The sequence below is a fragment of the Haloflavibacter putidus genome (genome assembly GCF_006546625.1).
Classification (GTDB): domain Bacteria; phylum Bacteroidota; class Bacteroidia; order Flavobacteriales; family Flavobacteriaceae; genus Mesonia; species Mesonia putida.
Genome location: NZ_VIAR01000001.1, coordinates 149,988 through 174,054 on the forward strand (window position 1 = coordinate 149,988; position 24,067 = coordinate 174,054).

Below are 24,067 nucleotides of genomic sequence, written 5' to 3' on the forward strand. Positions count from 1 at the left end.
TGTAGTTTGTTATTTTTCATTTTTCTCTAGAAAGAATAAATCAAGAATTTTCCGCTACAGCTTTACCTTTTTCTTGTTTTTCCACCTTTAATGGCTGCAATACTTCTAGCGCTCTATCTACCGTGGTAATTTTTCCAAACGTGAGCAATAAGCGTAAACCGTTGCGGGTTTTCTTTTCTTTCATAACGCATTGGTGCGGATGCGTTTGTACAAATTGCAATACTTTGGTAAAGGTTTTGGTCTGGTAAAAAGCAGATTGCTGGTCGGCTATAAAATAACCTATCATCTTGCCTTGCTTTAATATTATTTTTTCAATTCCTATTTGTGCGGCAATCCATTTTATACGTACGCTATTGAGCAAATCTACCGCTTCTGCCGGCAACTCGCCAAACCGGTCTTCTAATTCGGTTTCAAATTTTTGTAATTCTGCTTCGGTGCTTAGCTCGTTTAGTTTGGTATATAAATTTAAGCGTTCTGTAATATTATTGATATAATCGTCTGGAAAGAGAATTTCAAAATCGGTATCAATCTGGGTTTCTTTTACAAAAATCTTGTCTTCTGCTTTTTCCTGATTGGCATATAAATCTTTAAACTCGTTTTCTTTAAGCTCTTCAATAGCTTCGTTTAAGATTTTTTGGTAGGTATCAAAACCAATTTCGTTAATAAAGCCGCTTTGTTCCCCACCTAACAAATCGCCGGCCCCGCGAATTTCTAAATCTTTCATCGCAATATTAAATCCGCTGCCAAGCGCAGAAAACTGCTCTAAAGCGCTTATTCTTTTTCTGGCATCTTCTGTCATTACAGAATGTGGTGGCGTGATAAAATAAGCAAAAGCTTTTTTATTGCTTCGGCCAACCCTACCACGCATTTGGTGCAAATCTGACAACCCGAAATTGTTGGCGTTATTAATAAATATCGTATTGGCGTTGCTTACATCCAGACCACTTTCTACAATGGTGGTAGAAACCAGCACGTCAAATTCGCCATTGATAAAGCTTAGCATTAACTTTTCTAATTTTTTGCCTTCCATCTGGCCGTGCCCTATGCCAATTTTTGCATCGGGTACTAAACGCTGCAACATTCCGGCAACTTCTTTAATGTTTTCTATGCGGTTATGAATAAAAAACACTTGTCCGCCACGTTGTATTTCATACAAAATTGCGTCGCGTATACTCTCTTCCGAAAACCTAATTACGTGACTTTCTATAGGATATCTATTGGGCGGCGGCGTGGTAATAGTGCTCAAGTCGCGTGCGGCCATCAAACTAAACTGCAAGGTACGCGGTATTGGTGTTGCCGTTAAGGTAAGCGTATCTACGTTTTCTTTAATGGTTTTTAGTTTATCTTTTACCGAAACGCCAAATTTTTGCTCTTCATCAACTATTAATAAGCCCAAATCTTTAAATTTCACACTTTTATTGACTAATTGATGCGTGCCAATTACAATGTCTATCCTACCGTTTTCCAACTCTTCTAAAACCTGCCGTTTCTCTTTTGCCGTTCTAAAACGATTTAAATAATCTACCGTTACGGGCAAATCTTTTAGTCGTTCTGTAAAGGTTTGCTGGTGCTGAAAAGCCAAAATGGTGGTTGGCACTAAAACTGCTACTTGTTTGCCATTATCTACCGCTTTAAACGCGGCACGAATAGCAACTTCGGTTTTACCAAAACCAACATCACCACAAACCAGTCTATCCATTGGTCTCTGGTTCTCCATATCTTCTTTTACCGCCTGTGTGGCCGTGCTTTGGTCTGGTGTGTCTTCATAAATAAAAGAGGCTTCCAACTCGTGTTGCAAATGGCTGTCGGGCCCAAAAGCAAAACCTTTTTCTAAGCGCCTTTTGGCATATAATTCTATCAAATTATAGGCAATGTGTTTTACACGGGCTTTGGTTTTTGTTTTTAGCTTTTTCCAAGCTTTGCTGCCTAACTTATAAATTTTAGGTGCTTTCCCTTCCTTACCGTTATACCGCGAAATTTTATGTAAGGAATGAATACTTACGTATAAAATATCTCTTTCGCCATAAAAAAGCTTAATGGCTTCTTGTTTTTTTCCCTCAACATCTATCTTTTGCAAGCCGCCAAATTTTCCAATCCCGTGGTCTATATGCGTTACATAATCGCCTACATCCAAATTGGTCAACTCCTTTAAAGTTATTGCTTGTTTTTTGGCATAACCATTTTTTAAGTGGAATTTATGATAACGTTCAAAAATTTGATGATCTGTATAGCAAACCGTTTTTGCATCTTCTTCAATAAAACCTTGAAACATAGGAAAAACCACGGTTTTATAATGCACTTCTTCTTCCTTATCCTTAAAAATATCCCGAAAACGCTTGGCTTGTTGCTCGCTACCACAAAAAATATAATTGGTAAAACCAGCCGCATGGTTTTTGTGAAGGTTTTCTATAAGTAAATCAAAATTCTTATTAAAAGAAGGTTGTGGTTTGGTGTGAAATTCTATACGCTGCTGCGGATTTAAAAACGCCTGACTACCAACTTCTACCGCCGAAAAACTTACAAGTTGCTTCTTGAATTCTGTTGCATTGCAAAATAATTCTTGCGGACTTTGGTGCCGAATATCTTCTGATAATTTCTTGAAAGCTTCTTCTGCTTTTTCAAACAATTTATCGAGTTGTGCGCCTAATAAATCAAGATTTTTTACAAAAACTACCGTTTTACCGGCTACGTATTCTAAAAAACCAGCCCTTACTTCTTCCAAACGTTTATTTTCTACATTTGGCATCACCGAAATTTTCTTCACTTTGTCTGTAGAAAGTTGCGTTTCTACATCAAAACTACGAATGCTATCTACCTCATCGCCAAAAAACTCTATACGGTAAGGTTCGTCGTTGCTAAAAGAAAACACATCAATAATGCCCCCCCGCACCGAAAAATCTCCAGGTTCTGTTACAAAATCTACTCGCTTAAATTTGTATTCAAACAAGACTTCGTTTACAAAATCTATAGAAAGTTCATCGCCCAGATTGATTTTTAAGGTACTGCGATCCAGCTCTTTTCTGGTAACCACTTTTTCAAACAAAGCATCCGGATAGGTCACAATAAGCGCAGGTTTTTTTCGCGAGTTGATGCGATTAAGCACTTCCGCACGAAGCAGAACATTAGCATTATCTGTTTCTTCTAATTGATACGGCCGCCGGTAACTACCGGGGTAAAACAACACGTTTTTCTCACCGACCAATTGCTCTAAATCATTAAGATGATAGGCAGCTTCTTCTTTGTCGTTAAACACCAACAAAAATGGTTTTTCTGTTGTTTTAAAAGCTTGGGCTATTGCAAAAGAAAGGGCAGAACCTACCAGTCCTTTGGCGTGTATTTTGGCGGTAAGTTCTTTGGGTTGGGCAATAGCTTTTTCCAGTTCCTGCTGTTGCGGGAGCTGTGAAAATTTTTCGGTAATTTTAGATAAACTCATTCTTGCAAAGATAATTGCTTCCGGTTTGGTTCGCAATAGGCAGAATTATTTTAACGCTTTATAAGTATTTTTTTAATTGAAATAGAATTATTTAGAGGTAGTAATCTGCAAAATTATTTACCGCAATGGTAACGGCAATTTGGTTATAGCAAGATTATTTTAAGCATTTACCAGACTCTAATTCTTTAATCGATTTTAATAAAACATCTCTGTTTTTACCCGTTAATAAGTAATTGGTTTCTTTTAAAGAATTGTATTTATCCATAGATATAAGAACGAGGTTTTTGCCGCCTTACGTTTAATGATAGCTTCGCTCATATCGTCTATAACTACATCAAACCAATGTTTTAGCTTGGAGCGAAAATTGGTCTAATTTACTGTCTCCATAAAATTAAGGTAATAAATAATGTACTTTTTTATACTAACCTATCTGTCTTTATATTTTACCATTTTACTAACAGCCTAAATTTACAAATACCTGTATCTTTTTAGCCTAAAAAGGAAATTATGAGTATTGAAGCGTATGATGTTTTTGTAATAGGAACCGGAACTGCAGGAAAAACCGTAGCCAAAGCTTGCGCGGAAGCTGGTAAAAAAGTAGCTATTACAGACAACAGAGAGTTTGGCGGTACTTGCCCCAATAGAGGTTGTGACCCTAAAAAAGTCTTGGTTGGTCTTTCTGAAATTATCGATCGTTCCCAAAAAATGAAGGGAAAAGGAATTACCAAAATGCCTGAATTTAGTTGGGAAGAATTACAGGACTACAAAAAGCAATTTGTAGATGCCGTTCCCGCTGCAACCGAAAAAGATTTAAAGAAGCTAGGTATTAAAATGTACCACCAATCGCCCAAGTTTTTAGATGAAAATTCCCTTTCGGTGGAAGGAAAAACCGTACGTGCCAAAAAAATCGTGATTGCTACCGGTAATAAACCCTTAGAATTAAAAATTCCCGGAAGGGATCTCGCATTAGTGAGCGACGACTTTTTAGACTTGTCCAAACTCCCGGAGAGTATGCTCTTTATCGGTGCGGGTTATATTGGAATGGAGTTTGCTCACCTAGCTGCCAGTCTTGGCGTAAAAGTAACTATGATGGATATGGCCGAAAGACCACTTACCAATTTTGAAAAAGCCATTGTAAACCCTTTAGTAGAATCTTTTGAAGAATTGGGTGTCGATTTTATATTTAACGCCGGAGTAAATAAGATTGAAAAACTGCAAAAATATTTCCGCGTAAGTGCAAAACAGGGCGATAAAATAATAGAAGCTAAAGCCGAAATGGTTTTTAATACTGCCGGCCGAGTACCTTCTATAGACGAATTAAATTTGGAAAAAGGTAACGTAAGTTTTACCAAAAAAGGAATAAGCGTTAATAAATACCTACAAAACCCTGGCAATAAAAGTGTTTATGCCTGTGGCGATGTTTCGGATAGTGATGGTTTGCCGCTAACGCCCTTATCGTCGCAAGAAGCTAAAGTGGTTGTTTCGCAACTGGTTGGCAATAGCGTTAAAGAGAAAGCTACCTACCCGCCGCAACCATCTGTGGTGTTTACCAATCCGCAATTGGCTTCTGTAGGTTTGACGGAAGAAGAAGCCAAAGCAAAAGGTTATGATGTAGTTGTAGAAGAGAAGCAAAATTTAGATTGGTACAATGCAAAACGCATTAACGAAAAGCATTATGGCTATAAAACCATTGTAGATAAAAAGACCAAAAAGATTTTGGGCGCTCATATTATAAGTCCGCAAGCTGCCGAAATGATTAATCTTTTTACCGTAGCTATGTGCGGACAATTAACCTGCGAAGATTTAAAAGCGATGATTTTTGCCTATCCAACCTGGGGCAATGATATTAAGGGAATGGTTTGATAGATTTTAGTGGTTAGTATTGAGTAGTTAGAGATGAGTGAAGGTGAAATCGAAATTGAAGATAAAGCAGTAGCGAGGTTTTAAAAACTAGACAAAAGCTTGTATTTCTAGTCACCTAAGGTTTCCAGCGACCTGTCATCCTGAATTTATTTCAGGATCTCTTGCTCGAGTTGTTTCAAATTCTATTTCTAAAATAATGAAACAGGTTTATGATGTCAGAAAAATCTCAATGCTCAAGACTAAATACTAACTACTCACCACTATTCATCATCCTAAACATCGGGTTGGTTTTTCTATTTTTAAAACCGTGGTAAGCGGCGTACAATCCAATGATAATTGCTCCAATCAAAGCAGTGTAAGCCACGCTTTGTACATTTTCTTGTTGTTTTACATAAATGGCGATGAATGCCCAAATACCAACGGCGGAAAATTCGCGCATATTTCTAAAATAAATCACTGCCAGGTTAACCAGTGTAGCAATAACTACCATTATAATTGTCCATTGTATTTCTGTAAACAAAAAAGGTTGCCAGTCAATTTTTACCAAATAAGCAGATATATTAGCAATAGTTGCAACGGCAATCCACCCAGAATACAAACAAATTGGCCACCAATTAAAAGCGATGGTCTTTAAGGGCGCCTCCCAACGTTCCATATTTGTATTCAGAATAATTTTGAGTAGAGAAACCAAAGCCAATAGCATAAATAGCACAGATAAGCCAGTATATTCATACAACCAAGCAATTACCCAAGCCGAGGTTGCCAAATTGGCCACCACCAACCAAAATCCAGTTTGTTGTAAAAAAGTTTTTACTTCTTTTTTCTTAAATACTTGGTATAAGTGATAAAAACTAAATGCCAATAAAGCCAAATAAATAATGCCCCAAATGGCAAAAGCATAACCCGCCGGCGTAAATAAATTGGCATATTCTGGTTGTTTGCTTAAACTGCCAATAGTGTTTCCGTTAAGCTGAAATGCTTGCGTAACGTAACTGGTGGCAATTGCGATAAGCACCGAAATAAAATTAAGGACAGCGAGTATTTTTGGTTTCATAGTTTTGGCGGTATAGGTATTACTTCGGTTTCTGTGCAAACGTAAATTTGGTCACTTTCTGATTGTTGCATCAAATATTTCCCTGTAAAGGTACCAAAAGCGGGAAGAATTAATTGTTGTTTGCTTTTAAAAAAACACGGCAATTTTTCGTGCTGCTTTCCCATTCCGCGTAAGCGAAACCCAGGATGTATATGACCGCAAATAGTAAAAAAACCTTCGCGTATTTCCGGGTGATGGGTAAGGAGAAAATTTTCGAGATAAATTTCTTTTTCGACTTTAATTCCTAAATTTTCAAAATGTGTTGGCGCAATAATATCGTGGTTCCCCACTATTAACGTTAAATCTGCTTGCTGCTTTTGCACCCAAGTTTTAAAATAAGTAAACTCGGTATTAAAAGCGCTATGAAATAAATCTCCCAAAAAGTAGATTTTCTCCGGTTTAAACGTGTTTACCACTTTTTTAAGCTGCTGAAAATTCTTTAAAATCGCTTTTTGAGGAATCGCACTGCCGTGTTTTCTAAAATGCGCAATTTTTCCTAAATGTACATCTGCGATAAGCAATGTTTGCAAACGTTTGCAGTATAAAGCGCCACTAGGATGAAAAATAAAAGCTTCTTCTTGCAAATTTACCTCTAGCATCAATTTAATTTTATAAAACGTACCTTTTTGTTAGTTTTCGGGGTTTTCGCTACAAAAAATGGTTGTGTCATTACGGTAGTGGCAATTCCGTCGGGAGATTTTTCGCGGTAAACAATTTCGATTTGTTTTTGGGTTTCTTCAATTTTTTCAATTATAATGCTGTGTCCGCCGCTACTTTTCAAATCACTTATCAAAACCAACACCATCTCGTGTTGAAAATTTACCGGTAGATTTTTAAAGTTTTTGGTAGTGGGATTTACGGCATCTAATTTCCTCTTCATTTTTTGCCATTCTTCGGCAGAATCAATCATTTTTTGCTGTGCCCGAAGTTTTTCATCGCCCACGCCGTGTAAATTTCCTTGGCCTATTTTCACCAAAGATTCTTTGGTAATTTCCTGCTGCTGCAGGGTGCTGCAAGCCGTAAAAACCAAAATTAGTAAGAAGCTTATAGACGTCTTCATTTTATTCAAACTTTGTTACAAGATAAAATCTTCTGAAGGCTTAACAGATAGGATTAACAGAATTTTTAAACTTCTTTTTTCGCTTCCGCGAATTTTTAAAAAGAAGTTACCCAAGCCGGTTTTCTTGCAAATCACAATTTTTATATTTCCGCATTTTCGTAAGAAAAACGAATTAGAGTTTTTTAATCATCCTTCTAATACGATCTTCCAATTTTTCTGAAGATAGTTTTTCGCGCAACCTATCAGTAATAATAGGAAACGAAAAAGGTGTGGGTTTTTCACATTTTTTCCAAACTATCTTTTGCTGCTCAATACGTTCTAAAGCCAATCGTAACCTACCTTCTTCTAATTGATGCTCAAAAGTTTCCGTAAAGGCTTGTTGGAATAATAAATTTTCGGGTTCGTAATCCCGAAACACATCAAACAATAATTGCGAGCTGGACTGTAAGTGTTTGCTTTTAATGAGCTTATTGGGATAACCGGTAAAAACCAAACCGGCAATTACGGCAATATCCCTAAATTTTCTACGCGCCATTTCGGTTGCATTTAGACTTTTGTATAAATCGTCCATCACAAATTTGTTAGAAAATAGGTTGTTATCCAATACTTGTTGCATATTTAATTCTTGGTCAGAAAGCAATTCAAAACCATAATCGTTAAAGGCAATACTAAACGAAATGGGACTCAATAAACTAATTCTATACGCCAGTAAACTTCCCAAAGCTTCATGCACAAATCTGCCTTCAAACGGATAAAACACCGCGTGGTAACCTTCGCGGGTTTTAAAGGTTTCTATTAAAAATTCATTTTGTGTAGGAATAATAGATTCTAACAATTGTCGCTCAAAAATAGGTTGTAAAGCTTTTAACTCTTTAGATGCTTTAAGCTTTTTATCTTTTGCTGTTTGCAAACCTACACTGGCCGCAGCCGCGTACATTTCTTCGCGAAGCAAGGCACTCATTTGCGCAGAAAAGCTCATCCTGCCTCCTGCCCAACTAGGTACTTTAGCAGTTTTTTGTTTTGATTTTCTTACTTGCACTTGCATACCTTTTATGCGTACAAATTCTAAATTCCTTCCGGCAAACATAAATACGTCTCCCGGTTTAAGTTTAGAAACAAAAAACTCTTCAATACTGCCAATAAAACCTCCTTTTATATATTTTACACTTAAAACGGCATCGCTAACAATAGTGCCAATTTGCAAACGGTGCCGCATAGCAACGCCGCGATTATTTACCTTAAACTTGCCATCTTCTTCTATAGCAACTTTTTGGTATTCGTCGTAGGTATGCAGACTTTTGCCGCCGGTGCTAATAAAACTTAAACACCACTCCCATTGTTCTGCGGTTAATGCTTGGTAGCAAAAGCTAGAACGCACTTCCGGATAAATTTCTTTCGGATAAAATCCATCGGAAACCGCCAAAGTAGTTAGATATTGCAACAACACATCAAAACTTTGTACATACGGAACGCGATCTTCTACAGCTTGTTTTTTTACCGCTTTTTGTAAGGCAGAAGCTTCAATAAGCTCCATAGCGTGGGTGGGTAAAAAATGAATAACGCTGGTTTTTTTAGGTTGGTGGCCGCTTCTTCCTGCCCGTTGAAGAAACCTAGCCACGCCTTTTGGACTTCCTATTTGCACAATAGTTTCTACCGGGGCAAAATCTACTCCCAAATCTAAGCTGGAAGTACACACTACAGCTTTTAAGGTTTCATTTCTAATAGCTTGTTCTACCCACAACCGGGTTTCTTTATTTATGCTGCCGTGATGCATGGCTATTTCTCCGGCAAATTCAGGATATTTTTCTAGTAGTTTTTGAAACCACAATTCGCATTGCGAGCGCGTATTGGTAAATAGTAAAGTGGTTTTAGAATTTTTAATAATTGGTACCACCTCATCGAGCAGATGCAAGCCCAGATGTCCCCGCCAGGGAAATTTTTCCATTTTTTTAGGAATGACCGACTGTACCTTTATTTTCTTAGCAAGCTTGGCTTTTATTAAAACCGAATTTTCAAACTGTGGCGTTTGCGGTCCCAGCAAAACTTCTCGGGCTTGTTGCAAATTGCCAATAGTTGCAGAAATGCCCCAAATTTTTAGATTATTTGCAACAGATTTTAATCGGCTTAAAGCCAGTTCCATTTGTACGCCACGTTTACTGCCCAACAATTCGTGCCACTCATCTACCACCACGGCATTTAGATTTTTAAAGGTTTTATCATATTTTTTGGAAGAAAGTAAAAGTTGCAAACTTTCTGGTGTGGTAATAAGTAAATCTGGCATTTTGCGCTTTTGCGCAGCACGTACTTTTTGTGGCGTATCTCCTGTACGAATGCCAATTTTAATTTCGGGGTCTATGTCTTGTGCAAAATTATTGGCTGCTTGTTCAATTTCTACCGAAAGGGCTCGTAGCGGTGTAATCCAAATCGCTTTTAAACCTTTACCCGTCTTTTTCTTTTTACTTTTTTGATGCAAAATTTCTAAAACAATAGGCACCCAAAGGGCGTAAGTTTTTCCGCTTCCTGTAGGAGCGTTTAATAAACCGTTTTTTCCTTTTAAGTAAGCCTCCCAAGTGTCTTTTTGAAACTTGAAAGCTTTCCAATTTTGCTGTTTAAACCAGGTATTGGCAGTATTTAAAAGTTGTTTTTTATGCATTAATGGTGTTTCGTATTTTTTTACGTTTCCGTCATCGGCAAACTGATGTAATACTTTGTTTTCACAGGTGAAAACGGTGTGGTTATATCACGGAATCAGCGCTTTTAAATCTTCTAATGTATTTGCTTCCTCAATTTTTTTATCTTTTCTCCAGCGTAAAATTCTTGGAAACCTGGTAGCAACTCCACTTTTATGTCTTTTCGACTCGGCTATGCCCTCAAAAGCAATTTCAAAAACATGGTGTGGCGTTACGCTTCTTACCGGACCAAAACGTTCTAAAGTGTTTTTTTTAATCCACGCATCTACCTTTCTAAACTCTGCATCGGTTAGACCGGAATAAGCTTTGGCAAAAGTTACTAACTCCTTTTTTTCTTTATCCCACAAACCAAAAGTATAATCTGTAAATAAGTTACTACGTCTGCCGTGACCGCGCATTGCGTAGGTTAATACTGCATCTATAGTAAGCGGATCTACCTTCCATTTCCACCAATCGCCTTTTTTTCTACCTATTAAATAAGGAGAATCCCAGCGTTTAAGCATTAAGCCTTCAGATTTTACTTTTCTACTACGATCGCGTTCTTGCGCTGCCGCTTCCCAACTGGAAAAAGATATAGTTTTAGAAAGATGAAGCGGAATATTTAGATTTTTTACTTGGTGGTATAAATTTTCTAAAATCTGTATTCTTTCTTTAAAAGAACGCTGCCGGATATCTTCCCCTTTCCATTCTAAAATATCGTAAACCTTCAAAATACAAGGTATTTTCTCAAGTAATTTTTTACTGATGTTTTTTCGGCCAATACGTGTTTGTAAATCTTTAAAAGTACCTATCTCTCCGTTAGGAAAGGGTAGAATTTCGCCATCTAAAACCGTCCCGTCCGGAATTACTTCCGTAAAGGCATCAAACTCAGGATATTTATCGGTTACCAACTCTTCTCCTCTACTCCAAACAAACAATTCGCTTTCGCGGATGATTACCTGCGAGCGGATACCATCCCACTTGTGCTCTGCTGCCCATTCTTGCACAGGACCTAAATCTTCCGGAGCATTTTCTATAGCATAAGCCAAATAAAAAGGATAAGGTTTGGAGAGATAATCCGATTTATTTTCTTCTAAAACCAAACGTTTAAAACTGGTTTTGGCCGGATTCCAATTACCCATCAGTTTATAGGCTAAAATATCTTCGTCTATTTGAGTAGCTTTGGCCAAAGCACGCGTCATTAATTTTTGACTAACGCCAATACGAAAACTGCCGGTTATGAGTTTAGTAAACACAAAACGTTCGTAATAATTCAGGCTAAGCCAATTCTCGAACAAATATTCTTTTTTCTCTTGGTCCGATCTTATTTTAAGACGAATAATCTCATCTAAAAATTGATGCAAACTCTTTTCGGAAGATTCTTCGGAAGGCGGGATTATCAAGGCAATGGTTTCTGCCAAATCGCCTACAATATGGTAAGATTCTTCAAACAACCAAAGTGGTATTTTTGCCAATTCTGACGCCCACTCTCGCATAAGCCTTGTATTTACAGGTCGTGGCGGTCTTCTATGCGATAAGATTGCAATTGTCCAGACCTTATCTTTTGGCTGTGCTTGCTCAAAATACTTACTTAGGGCATTTACTTTTAGCGTAGTTTTATTGGTGCTGTCTAATTTTTTTATGAGGCTTGCAAATTGTTTCATGCGTTTTCTTTTTTAGATAAAGTTGTTTTTGCCTGCTCTGCGCTTTCTTCTTCAAATTGCGTTTGCTCTGTGCGCGCGTCATAACCTTGCTCGCATAAAAAGCGTGAAAAAATATCGGTATAACCGTGGGTACAAATTATTTTTTCTGCGCCGGTTGCTTTTATAGAAGAAAGCAAAGCTTGCCAGTCGCAATGGTCTGAAAGTACAAAACCTCTATCTACAGCCCTGCGCCTACGCGCGCCACGAAACGTCATCCAACCACTTGCCGATGCCGTAACAAATGGCACCATTTTTCTTATCCACGGAGAACCGTGTGCACTTGGTGGTGCCAAAACCATATTACCTTTTACCTCTTCTTTTTTGGTATCTTTAGTAATTCTAATGGTTTCCGGCAAAGTAACGATTTCTCTCACTACCTCGTTCATATTTTCTATAGCGCCGTGCGTATATATTTTGCCAATAGAAGTATCTAAGTGTTTAAGCAAGCGTTGCGCCTTTCCTAAAGAATAGCCAAACAAAACAGAGGTATTGCCGTCTTGTTTATTTTGCTGCCACCAGTTATTTATCTCGCTAAAAACTTCTTGTTGAGGTTGCCATTTAAAAGCCGGTAAACCAAAAGTACATTCGGTTATAAAGCTGTGGCATTTTACCACTTCGTACGGCTTGGCCAGACCATCATCTTCGGTTTTATAATCTCCTGTAAAAACCCAGATTTCTCCTTTATATTCTACTCTAATTTGTGCCGAGCCAATTATATGACCGGCAGGATGTAACGAAAACTTCACGCCGTTTATACTAAATGTTTCTCCCCATTCTACTCCCGAAACATTAATATCTCCTAAACGATGTTTAATAATTGGCACGTTGGTACGGTGCGTAATATATTGCTGATGCCCCCAGCGCGAATGGTCTGCGTGCCCGTGCGAAATGATTGCTTTTTTTACCGGTTTCCACGGGTCTAAATAAACATCGGCTTGTTGGCAATAGATGCCTTTTTGGTTAAAATGAAGTAAGGGTGTTTTCATAACCAACAATTTAAAGAAAAATATGTTTAGGCTTTTTGCTTTACGGAAATCTTAGCGGAAATTTAAGAGATGGTAGATGGAGAATGGTGAAATGGTGAAATGGGGATTGGAAAATAGAAATTTTGCAAAATTTAACCTGCAGGGTTTCTAAAACCCTGTAGGTTTTCTTAGCGTGAAGAATAAAAAAATATTCTTTTCTTGAAGGCAGCACTTTTGAAGATACCTACAAGGTTGCAAAAAACTTGCAGGATAATTGGAAGTGCAGAAAAAACCTTGCAGGATAATAAATTTCCTTTTTGCTATAAGTTGTAGAAATTAAACCTTAGGTGTTAGGTGAGAAATAAATTGGTAAACTATCCAATTTTTTTCGCGTGAGGGATTGAATGGCGTGTTTGAGCTCTTGCAACGGCGGTAGCCGGTGAAAAGCGAGTAATGAAAGCCCGACCCCGATTTTATGAGGGGGCACGCCCATATTAAAATAACTGGTGTAAAACTTCTATAGATTTTGGTTTTTTAAAACCCTGTAAATGCAATTGGTAGTATAAAATAAGCATTTCTAAAAAGTCTTTTCTTTTGGTTTGATTGAGTTTTATGTGGTGTAATTGCTCAAAATTGGTTTGCAAAAATTGTTTGAGCAATTCTGAATTTGGGTTGCTAATGCAATATTTGTTAATTTCTTCGTACTGAAAGTTGCCGTCAAGTAAATTAAAATAAGGCAAATCTATTTTTGTATAGTTGGGATAAAAACCCAAATATTGGGTTAGTTGGACTAAGAATAACAAATGAAAATTGGCAAATTTTTCTGCTTGGTCTAACCAATTTAAATTCTCTTCTAAATACTTAAATAAGGCTTGATTTTCCTCTTCTTCCTGAATGGAATTGCGCAAAATTTCTGCTAGAAAAAGCAAGATTGAGGCTTTGTACATATTGGTTTGCAAAGAGGCATAAGGTCGGGCCACTTTTGCATCTTTTAGGTAATCTAAGCCTTCTTTGTCTTTATGATTGGCTTCTATTTCTAATTGGGTTAAGGGCTGAAACATTGCAGCGCGAAATTTACCCTTTTTTGATTTTAAAATGCCGCGTAGAAGGTAAGATTTTATGCCGCTTTTTTGGGTATAACAACGAACAATCAAATCGTTGTCGCGGTATTTTATGGCTTGTAAGACAATGGCTTTTGTTTTTACCAACATTAGCGAACAATCATTATTTTGGTGATTTTGGTTTCGGTTTGGTCTTGAGAGGTTATTAAAACCATATATACGCCAGAGGCTACTTTATGCTTTCCGAAGGCGCGTGTATCCCATTGTATGCTGCCACCTTGAGCGGTAGTTTCGTACACCAAGTTACCTTCTATATCTGTTATTTTTATGTTGGCGCCGGTTTGCAAACCGTCTATAGTTACTGCGCCGTGATACTGCGGTCGCACCGGATTGGGATAGGCTCTTACTTTGCTAAAATCTTCTGCAGAAGCGGTGGCTTTGCCTCTAAATTTTAATAAGCCATTTATTGTTCCTATATAAACCTCTCCCGAAGCTTGGTCTATGGCAATATCTGTAATTATATTAGAAGGCAAAGGGGAGTTTTCTTTAGTAAAACGATAAATAGTTTCTTGTCCGTTAGCAGATAAATAAAAGGCGCCGGCCTCTGTACCCACCCATTTGTTGTTGTTGCCATCTACCCGAATTACAGCAATATTGGTATTAGCCAATAGTTCTTGCGCCACGCCATCGTCGTCTAAAATAATAATTTGATCGGTTTGTAAATTGGGCTCTTCAAACATGGCGGCGGGGTTGTATAATACGCGTATACCGCGGTTAGTGCCTATCCAGAGTTGGTTGTTGTTATCTAACGCCAAGGTGTTAACTTGGTTAGATGGTAAGTTTCCTGCGCCTTCGTCGCCGCTTACTTTGGCAAAGCTTTCTGTCTGGATGTTAAAACCAATGATGCCATCTAAGTAACTTCCTAAAAATAAATTATTTCGATTATCACTAATAATATCGGGGAAACCGGCATTTCGGTTAGGCGGATCTTGAATGACTTCTGAAACATCAAACATTTCGAAGTTAGTAGATTCGGGTGCTTTTTTTAGCAAACCTTTGGTATATAAAGCTTCGGTAAACCAAAGATTGCCGGCGTTATCAAAAACACTACTTCCTATTCTAAGATCGTCAGGACTTGCTTCTGCATTGTCTATAGGTTCTAAATTAGAATTATTCTCATCATACAAAAATACTTGCTCGTCGTTTACTATTTCTAACAACCCGTCAAAATAAGAGCTAAAGAACACTTGTTCTGTTCGGTTAGGATTTATAGTAACATCTACAATAGAACGTGCTTGTGGCAAATCTTGGTAACGAAAATTTATCCACTGCTCATTTTTTAAATGGCTTAAGCCACGTTTATTTAACGGAAAAGGATTTAAGTAAAGAGAATATTCGCCAAAGGTAAGCCAAAGCTCGTTTGGAATAGCTTCCATGGCAAAAATTCTATTCATTAAAGGTCCCGGCGGACTCAAATATTCATAATTTCCAGCCACAGCGGTATTGGCTTTTAGCAAACCTTCGTTTTGGTCGCCAATAAAAATACGCTCTCCTGCCAAAAGTGCTGTATTAAAATTGGCAGTAAAATCTTGTGTGCCGCCAAAACTCGCCAATTGCGACATAGAAGCATCTAATACTAACACTTCATTTTGTAAACTGACTACCAATTTATCGTCAAAACTTCTAAAATCGCGTACATCTGAATTGTATTGGTTTGCAAAAACAAACGCATTATTTACAATTTGAAACTGCCTGTTATCTAAAGTAAGTACGTATAATTTGTCTTGCAGACGGGTAATTTCTTTTAAATAATTAGACCCAATACTTTGCCAAACCTGATAATCTATAAGGTTAGGGTTATCTATATTGGCGTATCTAAGGCCGCCTCCTTGTGTTGCAGCATAAATTTTATTTTGAAAAATTTCTATACCTGCTACTGCCAATTGGCTGCCGTTATTACCAATATAAAAAGTATCGCCAAACTCTAAGTTGGCAAGATTTAGCACAGAAATGCCATAATTTGTAGCAATGTAAATTTTGTTTTGTCCTTCTTTAAATTGATTAATACGCTTGTTATCTGGCGCTATGGTTTGTTTTTCTAAGATGTCAATAAATGAATACACTTTTCCGGTTTGTGTATTAAAGGTTTCTATAAGACCATTTTCGTATCCAAGCACTATATAAGGTAAATTTTCTGCATAATGAATAGTAGAAATTTTCTCGCCAGAAAGACCTTTTACAGAAGATATTTTTTCTATTTCGCCAGAAGATAAATTGTATGCTATTACCGCATTTTGAGCAGCCGCATAGATTTTATTATTACCTGCCGTAATATCTTTTACTTGATAATAAGAATATAAATCTGACCAAGAGTCTGAAAAATCTTGTTGTTCTTGGGCAAAAAGAAATCCGGAAAAAAGAAAGAAAATTACTGTAAAAAATTTCATTTGGTAGATATATGGCTTATAACTAAAAATACCGCGCAATATTATTTTTTTGCAAAGGTATGCTTTTCTTAAAAAGCGCTTTAAATAGATTAATAAAAAGAGCTTTACGGAATTAATTACGCCTATCTATACAGCTCCTTGCGCCAACATAGCATCTGCTACCTTTTTAAATCCGGCAATATTTGCACCTTTTATATAGTCTATTTCACCATTTTCTAATGTACCATATTCTACGCAGGCTTGGTGAATTTCTTTCATGATCTTTTTAAGTTCCTCGTTTACTTTTTCGGCAGACCAACGAACGCCCATTGCATTTTGTGACATTTCTAATCCGGAAACCGCTACTCCGCCGGCGTTAGCTGCCTTTCCTATTCCGTAAAGTATTTTTGCTTCTTGCAGAATATCTACAGCATCTTTGGTACACGGCATATTTGCACCTTCGCCAATAGCTAAACAGCCATTTTTAACCAATGTTTTCGCGGCTGTGGCGTTGAGCTCATTTTCTGTAGCACAAGGCAAAGCAACTTCACATTTTTCTTCCCAAGGTGCTTTATTAGCGTGATAGACAGCGTGCGGATATTCTTCTACATAAGATTTAATCCTGCCACGTTTGCCATTTTTAAGCTCTTTTACATAATCGAGTTTTTCTTGGTCTATACCCTCTTTATCGTGAATATAGCCGGAAGAATCAGAAAGTGTAATAACTTTCGCTCCATATTCTATCGCTTTTTCTGCTGCGTATTGCGCCACGTTGCCAGAGCCGGAAATGCATACTTGCTTGCCTTTTATACTTTTGTTTTGGCCTTGCAACATATGTTCTACAAAATAAACCGTGCCGTAGCCGGTAGCTTCCGGCCGAATTAAGGAGCCGCCATAAGCAATCTCTTTTCCGGTAAGTACACCCGTAAAATTGTTTTGTAGTTTTTTATATTGCCCAAATAAATAACCAATTTCCCGATTGCCAACGCCAATATCGCCAGCCGGAATATCTGTTTGCGCCCCAATGTGTTTGGCCAATTCTGTCATAAAATTTTGACAAAAACGCATCACTTCGGCATCAGATTTACCTTTCGGATTAAAATCTGAACCTCCTTTTGCGCCGCCTAAAGCTAAGGTTGTTAGGCTGTTTTTTAAAACTTGCTCAAAAGCTAGAAATTTTAAAATATTAAGATTTACCGTTGGGTGAAAACGCAAACCGCCTTTGTATGGCCCGATAGCCGAATTCATTTGCACCCGATAACCGCGGTTTACCCGAATGGCACCAGAATCGTCTGTCCAGGCTACTCTAAAAATTATAATACGCTCTGCCTCTACCATGCGCTCTAAAATTGCTTGGTTTTGGTATTTTTTATTTTCTTCTATGAAAGGAAAGATATTTTCGGCAGCTTCTGAAACAGCTTGTAGAAATTCTGGTTGATTTGGGTTTTTATTTTCTACTTCTTTCAGAAAATCTTGTAAAGTTTGACGCATATTTTATAAAGTTAGGTTTAAATTTTCAATAAACTATTTCCCCAAAGATATCTTTTATTGTTTTTTAATGCTTTTATTATCAAAATTTTAATATAATTTAATATTTTTTATGAAGTAAGAAATCATTTTTCCAAGCTTTGCTCCATATTTATTTCGTTGTACGCTCTATTTTTATATATTTGCTTTACCAGAAAAAACAACCATTCTATGAAAATTAAAAACCTTATTTTGGTTTTCCTTTTTGCAATAGCCGGTCACCAAAGTGTGAAAGCTCAGGCTTTTTCGCAAGAATTGGGTTTAGTAGCCGGACCGCTCCAATTTAAATCTGATTATGGTTTGCGCGGTAACAGCGAAACCAATTTTGGGAATGTTGGATTAGGAATCGCTCTTGCTCATTTTATCAACTTCTCTTATCGAGATGACTGTGAGTGCTTTGCAAAAGACACCTATTTTAACGATCATTTTAAAGTAAGAACAGAGCTTAGTTACCACGTAACCGCTTTAGATCATTACGGGAAAGAAGCAGAATCTAACAGTTTAGCCGGCAAACAACTACGTGCCATGCACGGAAAAGCAAGGGTTTTTGAATTAGGCTCGCATTTAGAATGGTACCCAAGAAGTATTATAGATTTTGACGGCGGTTCTTTTAACTTTGCGCCCTTTTTAGGTATTGGTATTCATTATGTAAACTTTAATCCTTCGGCCGAAACAGACTTGTCCGGTAGACTTGGGTATGATGAGGAGGTTACTTTTTACGATTTTTTAGCTCCTCCGGGAGAAGCTCCGTACATTGATACTTCTGGCGGTTCTACGTTTGCACTTGCTTTAGGCGCAGGAACAAGATACCGTTTAAACGCTACAGGTGATTTAATTTTAGAACTTAGAGCACATTATTATGGTTCTGATTTTGTAGACGGTTTAAACCACGATAAACCACAAAATAAGCACAACGATTGGATTGCTTGGATTAATTTTGGTTACGTTTATTATTTTTAAATGAACAACAATATTTATAAATATAAAAGCCTCGATTTTTCGAGGCTTCTTTTATGCGCGAGTTTAATTTAGAATTTCAACCAATAGCTTGTTTTAAATCTTCTATCAAATCTTCTTTATCTTCTACGCCAACACTCAACCGGATTAACGAGTCTACAATTCCTAACTTTTCCCGCTCTTCTTTAGGAACAGAAGCGTGTGTCATACTTGCCGGATGCCCTGCCAAAGACTCTACACCACCTAAAGATTCCGCTAAGGTAAAAATCTTTAAATTTTCTAGTATTTTCATAGCATCTGCTTTTTTATTACTGCGGGTAGAGAAAGAAACCATTCCGCCAAAATCTTTCATCTGTTCTTTGGCTATTTCATGATTTGGATGTTTTTTTAATCCCGGCCAATATACATTTTCTACCTTAGGGTGATTTGCTAAAAACTCTGCTACCTCTTTAGCATTTTCGCAATGGCGTTGCACACGCAAATGCAGTGTTTTAATGCCGCGCAATACCAAAAAACAGTCTTGCGGACCGGCAATAGGGCCACTTGCTTTTTGTATAAAATACAGTTTCTCTGCCAAGTCTTTTTCTTTTACTGCCAGAAGGCCCAAAACCACATCGCTATGACCACCCAGATATTTTGTAGCGCTGTGCATCACAATATCTGCTCCCAAATCTAAAGGTGTTTGCAAATAAGGGGTTGCAAAAGTGTTATCTACTCCTAAAAGTAGATTATGCTTTTTAGCAATTTTCGCCACTGCCTTAATATCTATAATATTCATCATAGGATTGGTAGGTGTTTCTACCCAAAGCAATTTGGTAGCGCTACTTATATGTTGTTCAATTTCTTGCGCTTTTTCCATTCCCACGAATTTGAATTTGATTCCGAAATCTTTATAAATTTCGGTAAATAAACGATAAGAACCGCCGTACAAATCGTTGGTAGAAATTACTTCATCTCCGGGTTTTAGTAGTTTTAAAATAGCATCTATAGCGGCAATACCAGAACCAAATGCCAAACCGTAATTGGCATTTTCTAAACTGACAATAGCTTTTTCTAAAGCAGAACGAGTAGGATTACCACTTCGCGAATAGGCAAAACCTTTGTGTTGGCCAGGCGTCTTTTGCCCAAAGGTAGAAGTTTGGTAAATTGGCGGCATAACAGATGCGTATGCCGGATCTATATTTTCTTGGCCACCGTGAATTGTTTTGGTATTAAATTTCATAATAAAGAGAATCCTATTTTAAACAAAAGTAGCATTCCCGTTGTGCATATACAAAATGTCGCTTATCTTTAAACGATGTTTAACACGCCCGCCTTATGATTAAAAAGACCTGCTTCTTACTTTTATTTTTTAGCATTTTTTGGAGTTGTAAAGAAGACCCAAAATCACAGCCGGAACCGCAACCACACACCGAAGAAAAAGAGAGTTTTAGTTTGATTCCTAAAAATTTATCGGTGCAGGATTTTGCAGCTTGTAAAGACAAAGCTTGTCCTGAAATTAGGATTACGTATGCAGAAGTAAAAGGCAATTATACCCACGCCGCAGAGCTGAACCAAGCTTTAAAAAGACATTTAGTTGGTATTGTAGATGCCAACTTACAGATGGATTTAAACAATGCTGACCTCAAAAAAGCTGTAAATTATTTTATTGAAGATTATTTTAAGTTTAAAACTGAATTTGACGCCACCAATATTGGTTACGAATTAGAAATGGAACAAAGCCTTTTGGCAGAAACGCCCCAGCTTCTTTCTTTTAAAACTAAGTTTTATATTTTTACCGGCGGCGCACACGGATACGGAGCTACAAATTATTTGAATTTTGACCGGGAAAGCGGTAAAATTCTTACCAAAAAAGATTTGTTTACAGATATAGATGCTTTTCAAGAGTATGCTGAGGAAAAATTCCGTGAAAAATACCATATTGCAAAGGGAGAATCTATTAACGCAACCGGGTTTCTATTTGAAGAAAATGAGTTTAAATTACCCCAAAATATTGGCTTTACGGAAGATGAAGTATTGCTGCTATATCATCCTTACGAAGCCGCCAGTTATGCCGAAGGTAGTTTGAAGTTGCGTTTCCGTAAAGATAAAATACAGCAATGGTTAGCCTATTAAAAACCCTTTAAAAAAATATGAAAAAAGCTTATTACCTTTCTACTTGCGATACCTGCAAAAAAATATTTAAAACAATAAATCTGCCGGAAAGTTTCCCTAAACAAGATTTGAAAAAAGAAAATATCAGCGCAAAAGAACTCGAGCAGTTAAAAGAACTTTGCGGAAGTTATGAAGCTTTGTTTAATAAGCGCGCCAGACTTTACAGAGAACGTAACCTAAAAGCACAAAATTTACAAGAAGAAGATTATAAAGCACTTATTTTAGAACACTATACTTTTTTAAAACGACCGGTAATTGTAAACGGCGAAAAGATTTTTGTTGGCAACAGTAAAAAAACTGTTGCGCAATTGCAAGCACAACAGTTTTAGTATATTTTATTCTATTTTTAAAGAAGGTTGGTCTTTTGGCATTCTGCCGTATTTACGGGTATCTTCTTTTGTTAAAACTCTAAAATCGTCTGTTTTTTCGAGATTATTTAAGCTTTGCAACATACTTTCAGGAAGCGCGGTTACTTTTCTTTTTTTCAAGTCTATCCAAGCGCCCATCATTTCGCATTGGGCAGAATGCTTGCCGTTTTTATCGTAAATATCGTGTATAAATTCAAAATATTTACCGTCTTCTGAGAGACCTTTTAGCTGTAAAGTAACTGTAACGGGTTCGTTAGAAAAAACTTCTTTAAAATAATAGATGTGCTCGTAAAAAACCACCGGCCCAATATTATGCTTTGCCAAATCGTTTTGTCCTAAACCGTTTTCTACCAAATAGCTCATTCTGGTATGGCTCATAAAATTCATATAGGCAGAATTTGCCAGATGCCGGTTAGCATCTATATCGCTCCATCTAATTTCAAATTGCTTTGTATACATTTTTTATTTTTTGGTTAAAACTACTAAAATTATAATATGCACGCATAATAAATAAGGCAATTTTAACGCAGAACAGCCAAAGACTTCGGCTGCAAACATTGTTTTTATTACCTTTGCACAACTTTTAATTTAGGCCTATGATCAAGTCAATGACCGGTTTTGGAAAAAGCACTTTAGAGCTTTCCGGCAAAAAGATAACAATAGAAATAAAATCTTTAAACAGTAAAAATTTAGATGTAAACGCGCGGATGCCTTCGCAATACAGAGAAAAAGAATTAATTTTTAGAAACCGTATTGCTAAAAGTTTAGAACGCGGGAAAGTAGATTTTTCTTTAAATACCGAATTGATTGGAGAAAACACGTCTACCGTAGTTAACAAACCTGTGGTTACAAATTATATAGAGCAATTTAGAGATTTAAATTTAAGCGGAATAGGTTCTTCTTCTTCTGACGCCCAGTTGTTAGAAATTGCCATGAAATTACCGGATGCGCTAAAAACGCAAAAAGAAACCATAGGCCAAGACGAGTTTTTGCATATAGAAAATGCTTTACAAGAAGCTTTGGTGGCTATAAACCAATACCGTTTAGACGAAGGCGAAGCTTTAGAAAAAGATTTCCTTTTGCGTATAAAAAACTTGCAAGAACTTCTAAAAAAAGTTAGCGCAATAGATGCTAACCGCATAGATGCCGTAAAAGAACGCCTAACAAAAGCCATAAGCGATTTGATCGAAAAAGTAGACGAAAACCGCTTTGAGCAAGAATTGGTATATTATATTGAAAAGTATGACATTACCGAAGAAAAAACCAGATTAGACAACCACCTTAATTATTTTTTAGAAACCTTATCCTCTCCCGATAGTAATGGTAAAAAGTTAGGTTTTATTGGTCAGGAAATTGGCAGAGAAATAAATACCATTGGCAGCAAATCTAACCACGCACCAATGCAAAAATTGGTGGTACAAATGAAAGACGAATTAGAAAAAATTAAAGAGCAACTCCTAAACGTACTCTAATGATAGAAGGCAAATTAATTGTATTTTCGGCACCTTCGGGGTCTGGAAAAACCACCATCGTACAGCATTTATTAAAGCAAGAAGAGCTTAATTTAGACTTTTCTATTTCTGCAACTTCCCGAGAGCCGCGTGAAGGCGAAGAGCACGGTAAAGATTATTATTTTATGTCGTTAAGTGAGTTTAAACAACACATAAAAAACGATGATTTTTTAGAATGGGAAGAAGTTTACCGCGATAATTTTTACGGCACTTTAAAACGCGAAGTAGAGCGCATCTGGGCCAATGGCAAACACGTAGTTTTTGATATTGATGTAGTTGGTGGTTTAGACATAAAACATATTTATCCTGAAAGAACTTTGGCTGTTTTTGTAGAACCACCCAGCATAGAAGAGCTAAAAATAAGGCTAAAAAAACGAAAAACAGAAACAGAAGACCGCATAAACATGCGAGTAGCCAAAGCCTCTATAGAAATGGCAACCGCCCCACAATTTGATTTTATAATTGTAAACAATAATTTGCAGGAAGCCCTGGACGAATCGTATAAACTGGTAAAAGAATTTACACAAAACCAATTGTAGTGAAAAAGAAAATAGGTCTCTATTTTGGCACCTTTAACCCCATACATATTGGGCATTTGGTTATTGCCAACCATATGGTAGAATTTAGCGAGTTAGACGAAGTTTGGCTTGTAGTAACGCCACACAATCCGTTTAAAAAAAAGAAATCTTTGTTAGAAGATTACCATCGTTTGGAAATGGTTTTTCGCGCTACAGAAAATTATTTTAACCTCAAGCCAAGTAATATAGAGTTTAATCTTCCGCAGCCTAATTATACTGTAAATACCTTAGCTCATTTGGAAGAAAAATATCCCGAAAAAGATTTTGCTTTACTTATTGGGGAAGACAACCTAAAAACTTTCCATAAATGGAAAAATCACGAGGTTATTTTAGAACGGCATCCAATTTACGTTTATCCCAGAATAACCAACAAAAGTCCTAAAACCGAACTTTACGAACACGAAAAAATTAAGAAAATAGATGCCCCAATAATGGAAATTTCTTCTAGTTTTATTCGTAAAGCCATAAAAGAAGGCAAAAATATAGAGCCTTTACTTTCTGAAAAAGTTTGGCAGTATATAGACGAGATGAATTTTTATAAATAAAAAAGCCGCTCGCACCTTTGCAGAATAACGAACGACTTTTCTTAAATAACCAACCAAAAATTATACTATAATAACGCACACAAGCGTCCTAAATTGTATTTATAAGCAACTATGCTGTGTTAAAAGTTTCTTAGTGTGGTAAAGAGTCATGCTT

Annotated in this window: 19 protein-coding genes; 7 read left to right on the top strand and 12 right to left on the bottom strand. The window is 36.9% G+C overall.

Going from position 1 to position 24,067, the window contains the following annotated elements:
• Positions 1 to 40: 40 nt before the first annotated feature.
• Positions 41 to 3,433, bottom strand: a complete 3,393-nt coding sequence (gene mfd, locus FKR84_RS00640) for a transcription-repair coupling factor (RefSeq protein WP_141420249.1) — start codon at positions 3,431 to 3,433, stop codon at positions 41 to 43.
• A gap of 507 nt (positions 3,434 to 3,940) precedes the next feature.
• Here mfd and FKR84_RS00650 point away from each other — a divergent pair.
• Positions 3,941 to 5,296 carry a dihydrolipoyl dehydrogenase family protein gene (locus FKR84_RS00650; protein WP_141420250.1) on the top strand — a complete coding sequence of 452 codons (1,356 nt, stop codon included), beginning with the start codon at positions 3,941 to 3,943 and terminating at the stop codon, positions 5,294 to 5,296.
• Positions 5,297 to 5,546: 250 nt separating this feature from the next.
• Here FKR84_RS00650 and FKR84_RS00655 read toward each other — a convergent pair whose 3' ends face one another.
• The 9 genes from FKR84_RS00655 to gdhA all read right to left on the bottom strand — a co-directional run bounded on the left by FKR84_RS00655 (position 5,547) and on the right by gdhA (position 17,764).
• Entirely contained in the window at positions 5,547 to 6,350 is an 804-nt protein-coding gene (locus tag FKR84_RS00655) for a tryptophan-rich sensory protein (RefSeq protein ID WP_141420251.1), read from the bottom strand.
• On the bottom strand, positions 6,347 to 6,988 hold the full coding sequence (pdeM, locus tag FKR84_RS00660) for a ligase-associated DNA damage response endonuclease PdeM (protein WP_141420252.1): 642 nt from the start codon (positions 6,986 to 6,988) through the stop codon (positions 6,347 to 6,349). Before pdeM ends, FKR84_RS00655 begins: the two co-directional genes overlap by 4 nt.
• Positions 6,988 to 7,449 (bottom strand): protease complex subunit PrcB family protein, encoded by a 462-nt coding sequence (locus FKR84_RS00665; protein WP_141420253.1) that lies wholly within the window; start codon positions 7,447 to 7,449, stop codon positions 6,988 to 6,990. The genes pdeM and FKR84_RS00665 overlap by 1 nt, the downstream gene beginning before the upstream one ends.
• Before the next feature lie 172 nt (positions 7,450 to 7,621).
• A complete protein-coding gene (locus FKR84_RS00670; RefSeq protein WP_141420254.1) occupies positions 7,622 to 10,102 on the bottom strand; it encodes a ligase-associated DNA damage response DEXH box helicase in 2,481 nt (826 codons plus the stop codon).
• An 87-nt stretch (positions 10,103 to 10,189) separates the two neighbouring features.
• Positions 10,190 to 11,782: an ATP-dependent DNA ligase gene (locus FKR84_RS00675; RefSeq protein WP_141420255.1), complete on the bottom strand. Its 1,593-nt coding sequence runs from the start codon at positions 11,780 to 11,782 to the stop codon at positions 10,190 to 10,192.
• Positions 11,779 to 12,807 carry a ligase-associated DNA damage response exonuclease gene (locus tag FKR84_RS00680; RefSeq protein WP_141420256.1) on the bottom strand — a complete coding sequence of 343 codons (1,029 nt, stop codon included), beginning with the start codon at positions 12,805 to 12,807 and terminating at the stop codon, positions 11,779 to 11,781. Before FKR84_RS00680 ends, FKR84_RS00675 begins: the two co-directional genes overlap by 4 nt.
• Positions 12,808 to 13,280: 473 nt before the next feature.
• Positions 13,281 to 13,997, bottom strand: coding sequence for a DNA repair protein RecO (gene recO, locus FKR84_RS00685; protein WP_141420257.1), 717 nt, complete (start codon positions 13,995 to 13,997; stop codon positions 13,281 to 13,283).
• A complete protein-coding gene (gene porZ / locus FKR84_RS00690) occupies positions 13,997 to 16,294 on the bottom strand; it encodes a type IX secretion system anionic LPS delivery protein PorZ (protein WP_141420258.1) in 2,298 nt (765 codons plus the stop codon). Before porZ ends, recO begins: the two co-directional genes overlap by 1 nt.
• Positions 16,295 to 16,420: 126 nt before the next feature.
• Positions 16,421 to 17,764, bottom strand: coding sequence for an NADP-specific glutamate dehydrogenase (gdhA, locus tag FKR84_RS00695; RefSeq protein WP_141420259.1), 1,344 nt, complete (start codon positions 17,762 to 17,764; stop codon positions 16,421 to 16,423).
• Positions 17,765 to 17,971: 207 nt separating this feature from the next.
• On the opposite strand from gdhA, the gene FKR84_RS00700 reads away from it, so the two are divergent.
• Positions 17,972 to 18,760, top strand: a complete 789-nt coding sequence (locus FKR84_RS00700) for a THC0290_0291 family protein (RefSeq protein WP_141420260.1) — start codon at positions 17,972 to 17,974, stop codon at positions 18,758 to 18,760.
• Positions 18,761 to 18,836: 76 nt separating this feature from the next.
• Here FKR84_RS00700 and FKR84_RS00705 read toward each other — a convergent pair whose 3' ends face one another.
• Positions 18,837 to 19,979 (bottom strand): trans-sulfuration enzyme family protein, encoded by a 1,143-nt coding sequence (locus FKR84_RS00705; protein ID WP_141420261.1) that lies wholly within the window; start codon positions 19,977 to 19,979, stop codon positions 18,837 to 18,839.
• Between the two features lie 95 nt (positions 19,980 to 20,074).
• Here FKR84_RS00705 and FKR84_RS00710 point away from each other — a divergent pair, with 95 nt between their 5' ends.
• Together FKR84_RS00710 and FKR84_RS00715 are read left to right on the top strand one after the other, a co-directional pair.
• A complete protein-coding gene (locus FKR84_RS00710; protein WP_141420262.1) occupies positions 20,075 to 20,872 on the top strand; it encodes a DUF3298 and DUF4163 domain-containing protein in 798 nt (265 codons plus the stop codon).
• Positions 20,873 to 20,889: 17 nt separating this feature from the next.
• Positions 20,890 to 21,240 carry an arsenate reductase family protein gene (locus FKR84_RS00715; protein ID WP_141420263.1) on the top strand — a complete coding sequence of 117 codons (351 nt, stop codon included), beginning with the start codon at positions 20,890 to 20,892 and terminating at the stop codon, positions 21,238 to 21,240.
• Between the two features lie 6 nt (positions 21,241 to 21,246).
• Here FKR84_RS00715 and FKR84_RS00720 read toward each other — a convergent pair whose 3' ends face one another.
• Positions 21,247 to 21,738: an acyl-CoA thioesterase gene (locus FKR84_RS00720; RefSeq protein WP_141420264.1), complete on the bottom strand. Its 492-nt coding sequence runs from the start codon at positions 21,736 to 21,738 to the stop codon at positions 21,247 to 21,249.
• Between the two features lie 137 nt (positions 21,739 to 21,875).
• Here FKR84_RS00720 and FKR84_RS00725 point away from each other — a divergent pair, with 137 nt between their 5' ends.
• Genes FKR84_RS00725 through nadD form a run of 3 tightly spaced genes read left to right on the top strand, consistent with a single transcriptional unit; the run spans position 21,876 to position 23,913 of the window.
• Positions 21,876 to 22,751: a YicC/YloC family endoribonuclease gene (locus tag FKR84_RS00725; RefSeq protein WP_141420265.1), complete on the top strand. Its 876-nt coding sequence runs from the start codon at positions 21,876 to 21,878 to the stop codon at positions 22,749 to 22,751.
• Positions 22,751 to 23,329 (top strand): guanylate kinase, encoded by a 579-nt coding sequence (gene gmk, locus FKR84_RS00730; protein WP_141420266.1) that lies wholly within the window; start codon positions 22,751 to 22,753, stop codon positions 23,327 to 23,329. Before FKR84_RS00725 ends, gmk begins: the two co-directional genes overlap by 1 nt.
• Complete coding sequence (gene nadD, locus FKR84_RS00735) at positions 23,329 to 23,913, top strand: nicotinate (nicotinamide) nucleotide adenylyltransferase (RefSeq protein WP_141420267.1); 585 nt, start codon at positions 23,329 to 23,331, stop codon at positions 23,911 to 23,913. The genes gmk and nadD overlap by 1 nt, the downstream gene beginning before the upstream one ends.
• The last annotated feature ends 154 nt before the right edge of the window (positions 23,914 to 24,067 follow it).

Coding starts and splice junctions, on each gene's coding strand:
- mfd (WP_141420249.1), bottom strand. CDS start 3,433: ATGAGTTTATCTAAAATTACCGAAAAATTTTCACAGCTCCCGCAACAG.
- FKR84_RS00650 (WP_141420250.1), top strand. CDS start 3,941: ATGAGTATTGAAGCGTATGATGTTTTTGTAATAGGAACCGGAACTGCA.
- FKR84_RS00655 (WP_141420251.1), bottom strand. CDS start 6,350: ATGAAACCAAAAATACTCGCTGTCCTTAATTTTATTTCGGTGCTTATC.
- pdeM (WP_141420252.1), bottom strand. CDS start 6,988: ATGCTAGAGGTAAATTTGCAAGAAGAAGCTTTTATTTTTCATCCTAGT.
- FKR84_RS00665 (WP_141420253.1), bottom strand. CDS start 7,449: ATGAAGACGTCTATAAGCTTCTTACTAATTTTGGTTTTTACGGCTTGC.
- FKR84_RS00670 (WP_141420254.1), bottom strand. CDS start 10,102: ATGCATAAAAAACAACTTTTAAATACTGCCAATACCTGGTTTAAACAG.
- FKR84_RS00675 (WP_141420255.1), bottom strand. CDS start 11,782: ATGAAACAATTTGCAAGCCTCATAAAAAAATTAGACAGCACCAATAAA.
- FKR84_RS00680 (WP_141420256.1), bottom strand. CDS start 12,807: ATGAAAACACCCTTACTTCATTTTAACCAAAAAGGCATCTATTGCCAA.
- recO (WP_141420257.1), bottom strand. CDS start 13,997: ATGTTGGTAAAAACAAAAGCCATTGTCTTACAAGCCATAAAATACCGC.
- porZ (WP_141420258.1), bottom strand. CDS start 16,294: ATGAAATTTTTTACAGTAATTTTCTTTCTTTTTTCCGGATTTCTTTTT.
- gdhA (WP_141420259.1), bottom strand. CDS start 17,764: ATGCGTCAAACTTTACAAGATTTTCTGAAAGAAGTAGAAAATAAAAAC.
- FKR84_RS00700 (WP_141420260.1), top strand. CDS start 17,972: ATGAAAATTAAAAACCTTATTTTGGTTTTCCTTTTTGCAATAGCCGGT.
- FKR84_RS00705 (WP_141420261.1), bottom strand. CDS start 19,979: ATGAAATTTAATACCAAAACAATTCACGGTGGCCAAGAAAATATAGAT.
- FKR84_RS00710 (WP_141420262.1), top strand. CDS start 20,075: ATGATTAAAAAGACCTGCTTCTTACTTTTATTTTTTAGCATTTTTTGG.
- FKR84_RS00715 (WP_141420263.1), top strand. CDS start 20,890: ATGAAAAAAGCTTATTACCTTTCTACTTGCGATACCTGCAAAAAAATA.
- FKR84_RS00720 (WP_141420264.1), bottom strand. CDS start 21,738: ATGTATACAAAGCAATTTGAAATTAGATGGAGCGATATAGATGCTAAC.
- FKR84_RS00725 (WP_141420265.1), top strand. CDS start 21,876: ATGATCAAGTCAATGACCGGTTTTGGAAAAAGCACTTTAGAGCTTTCC.
- gmk (WP_141420266.1), top strand. CDS start 22,751: ATGATAGAAGGCAAATTAATTGTATTTTCGGCACCTTCGGGGTCTGGA.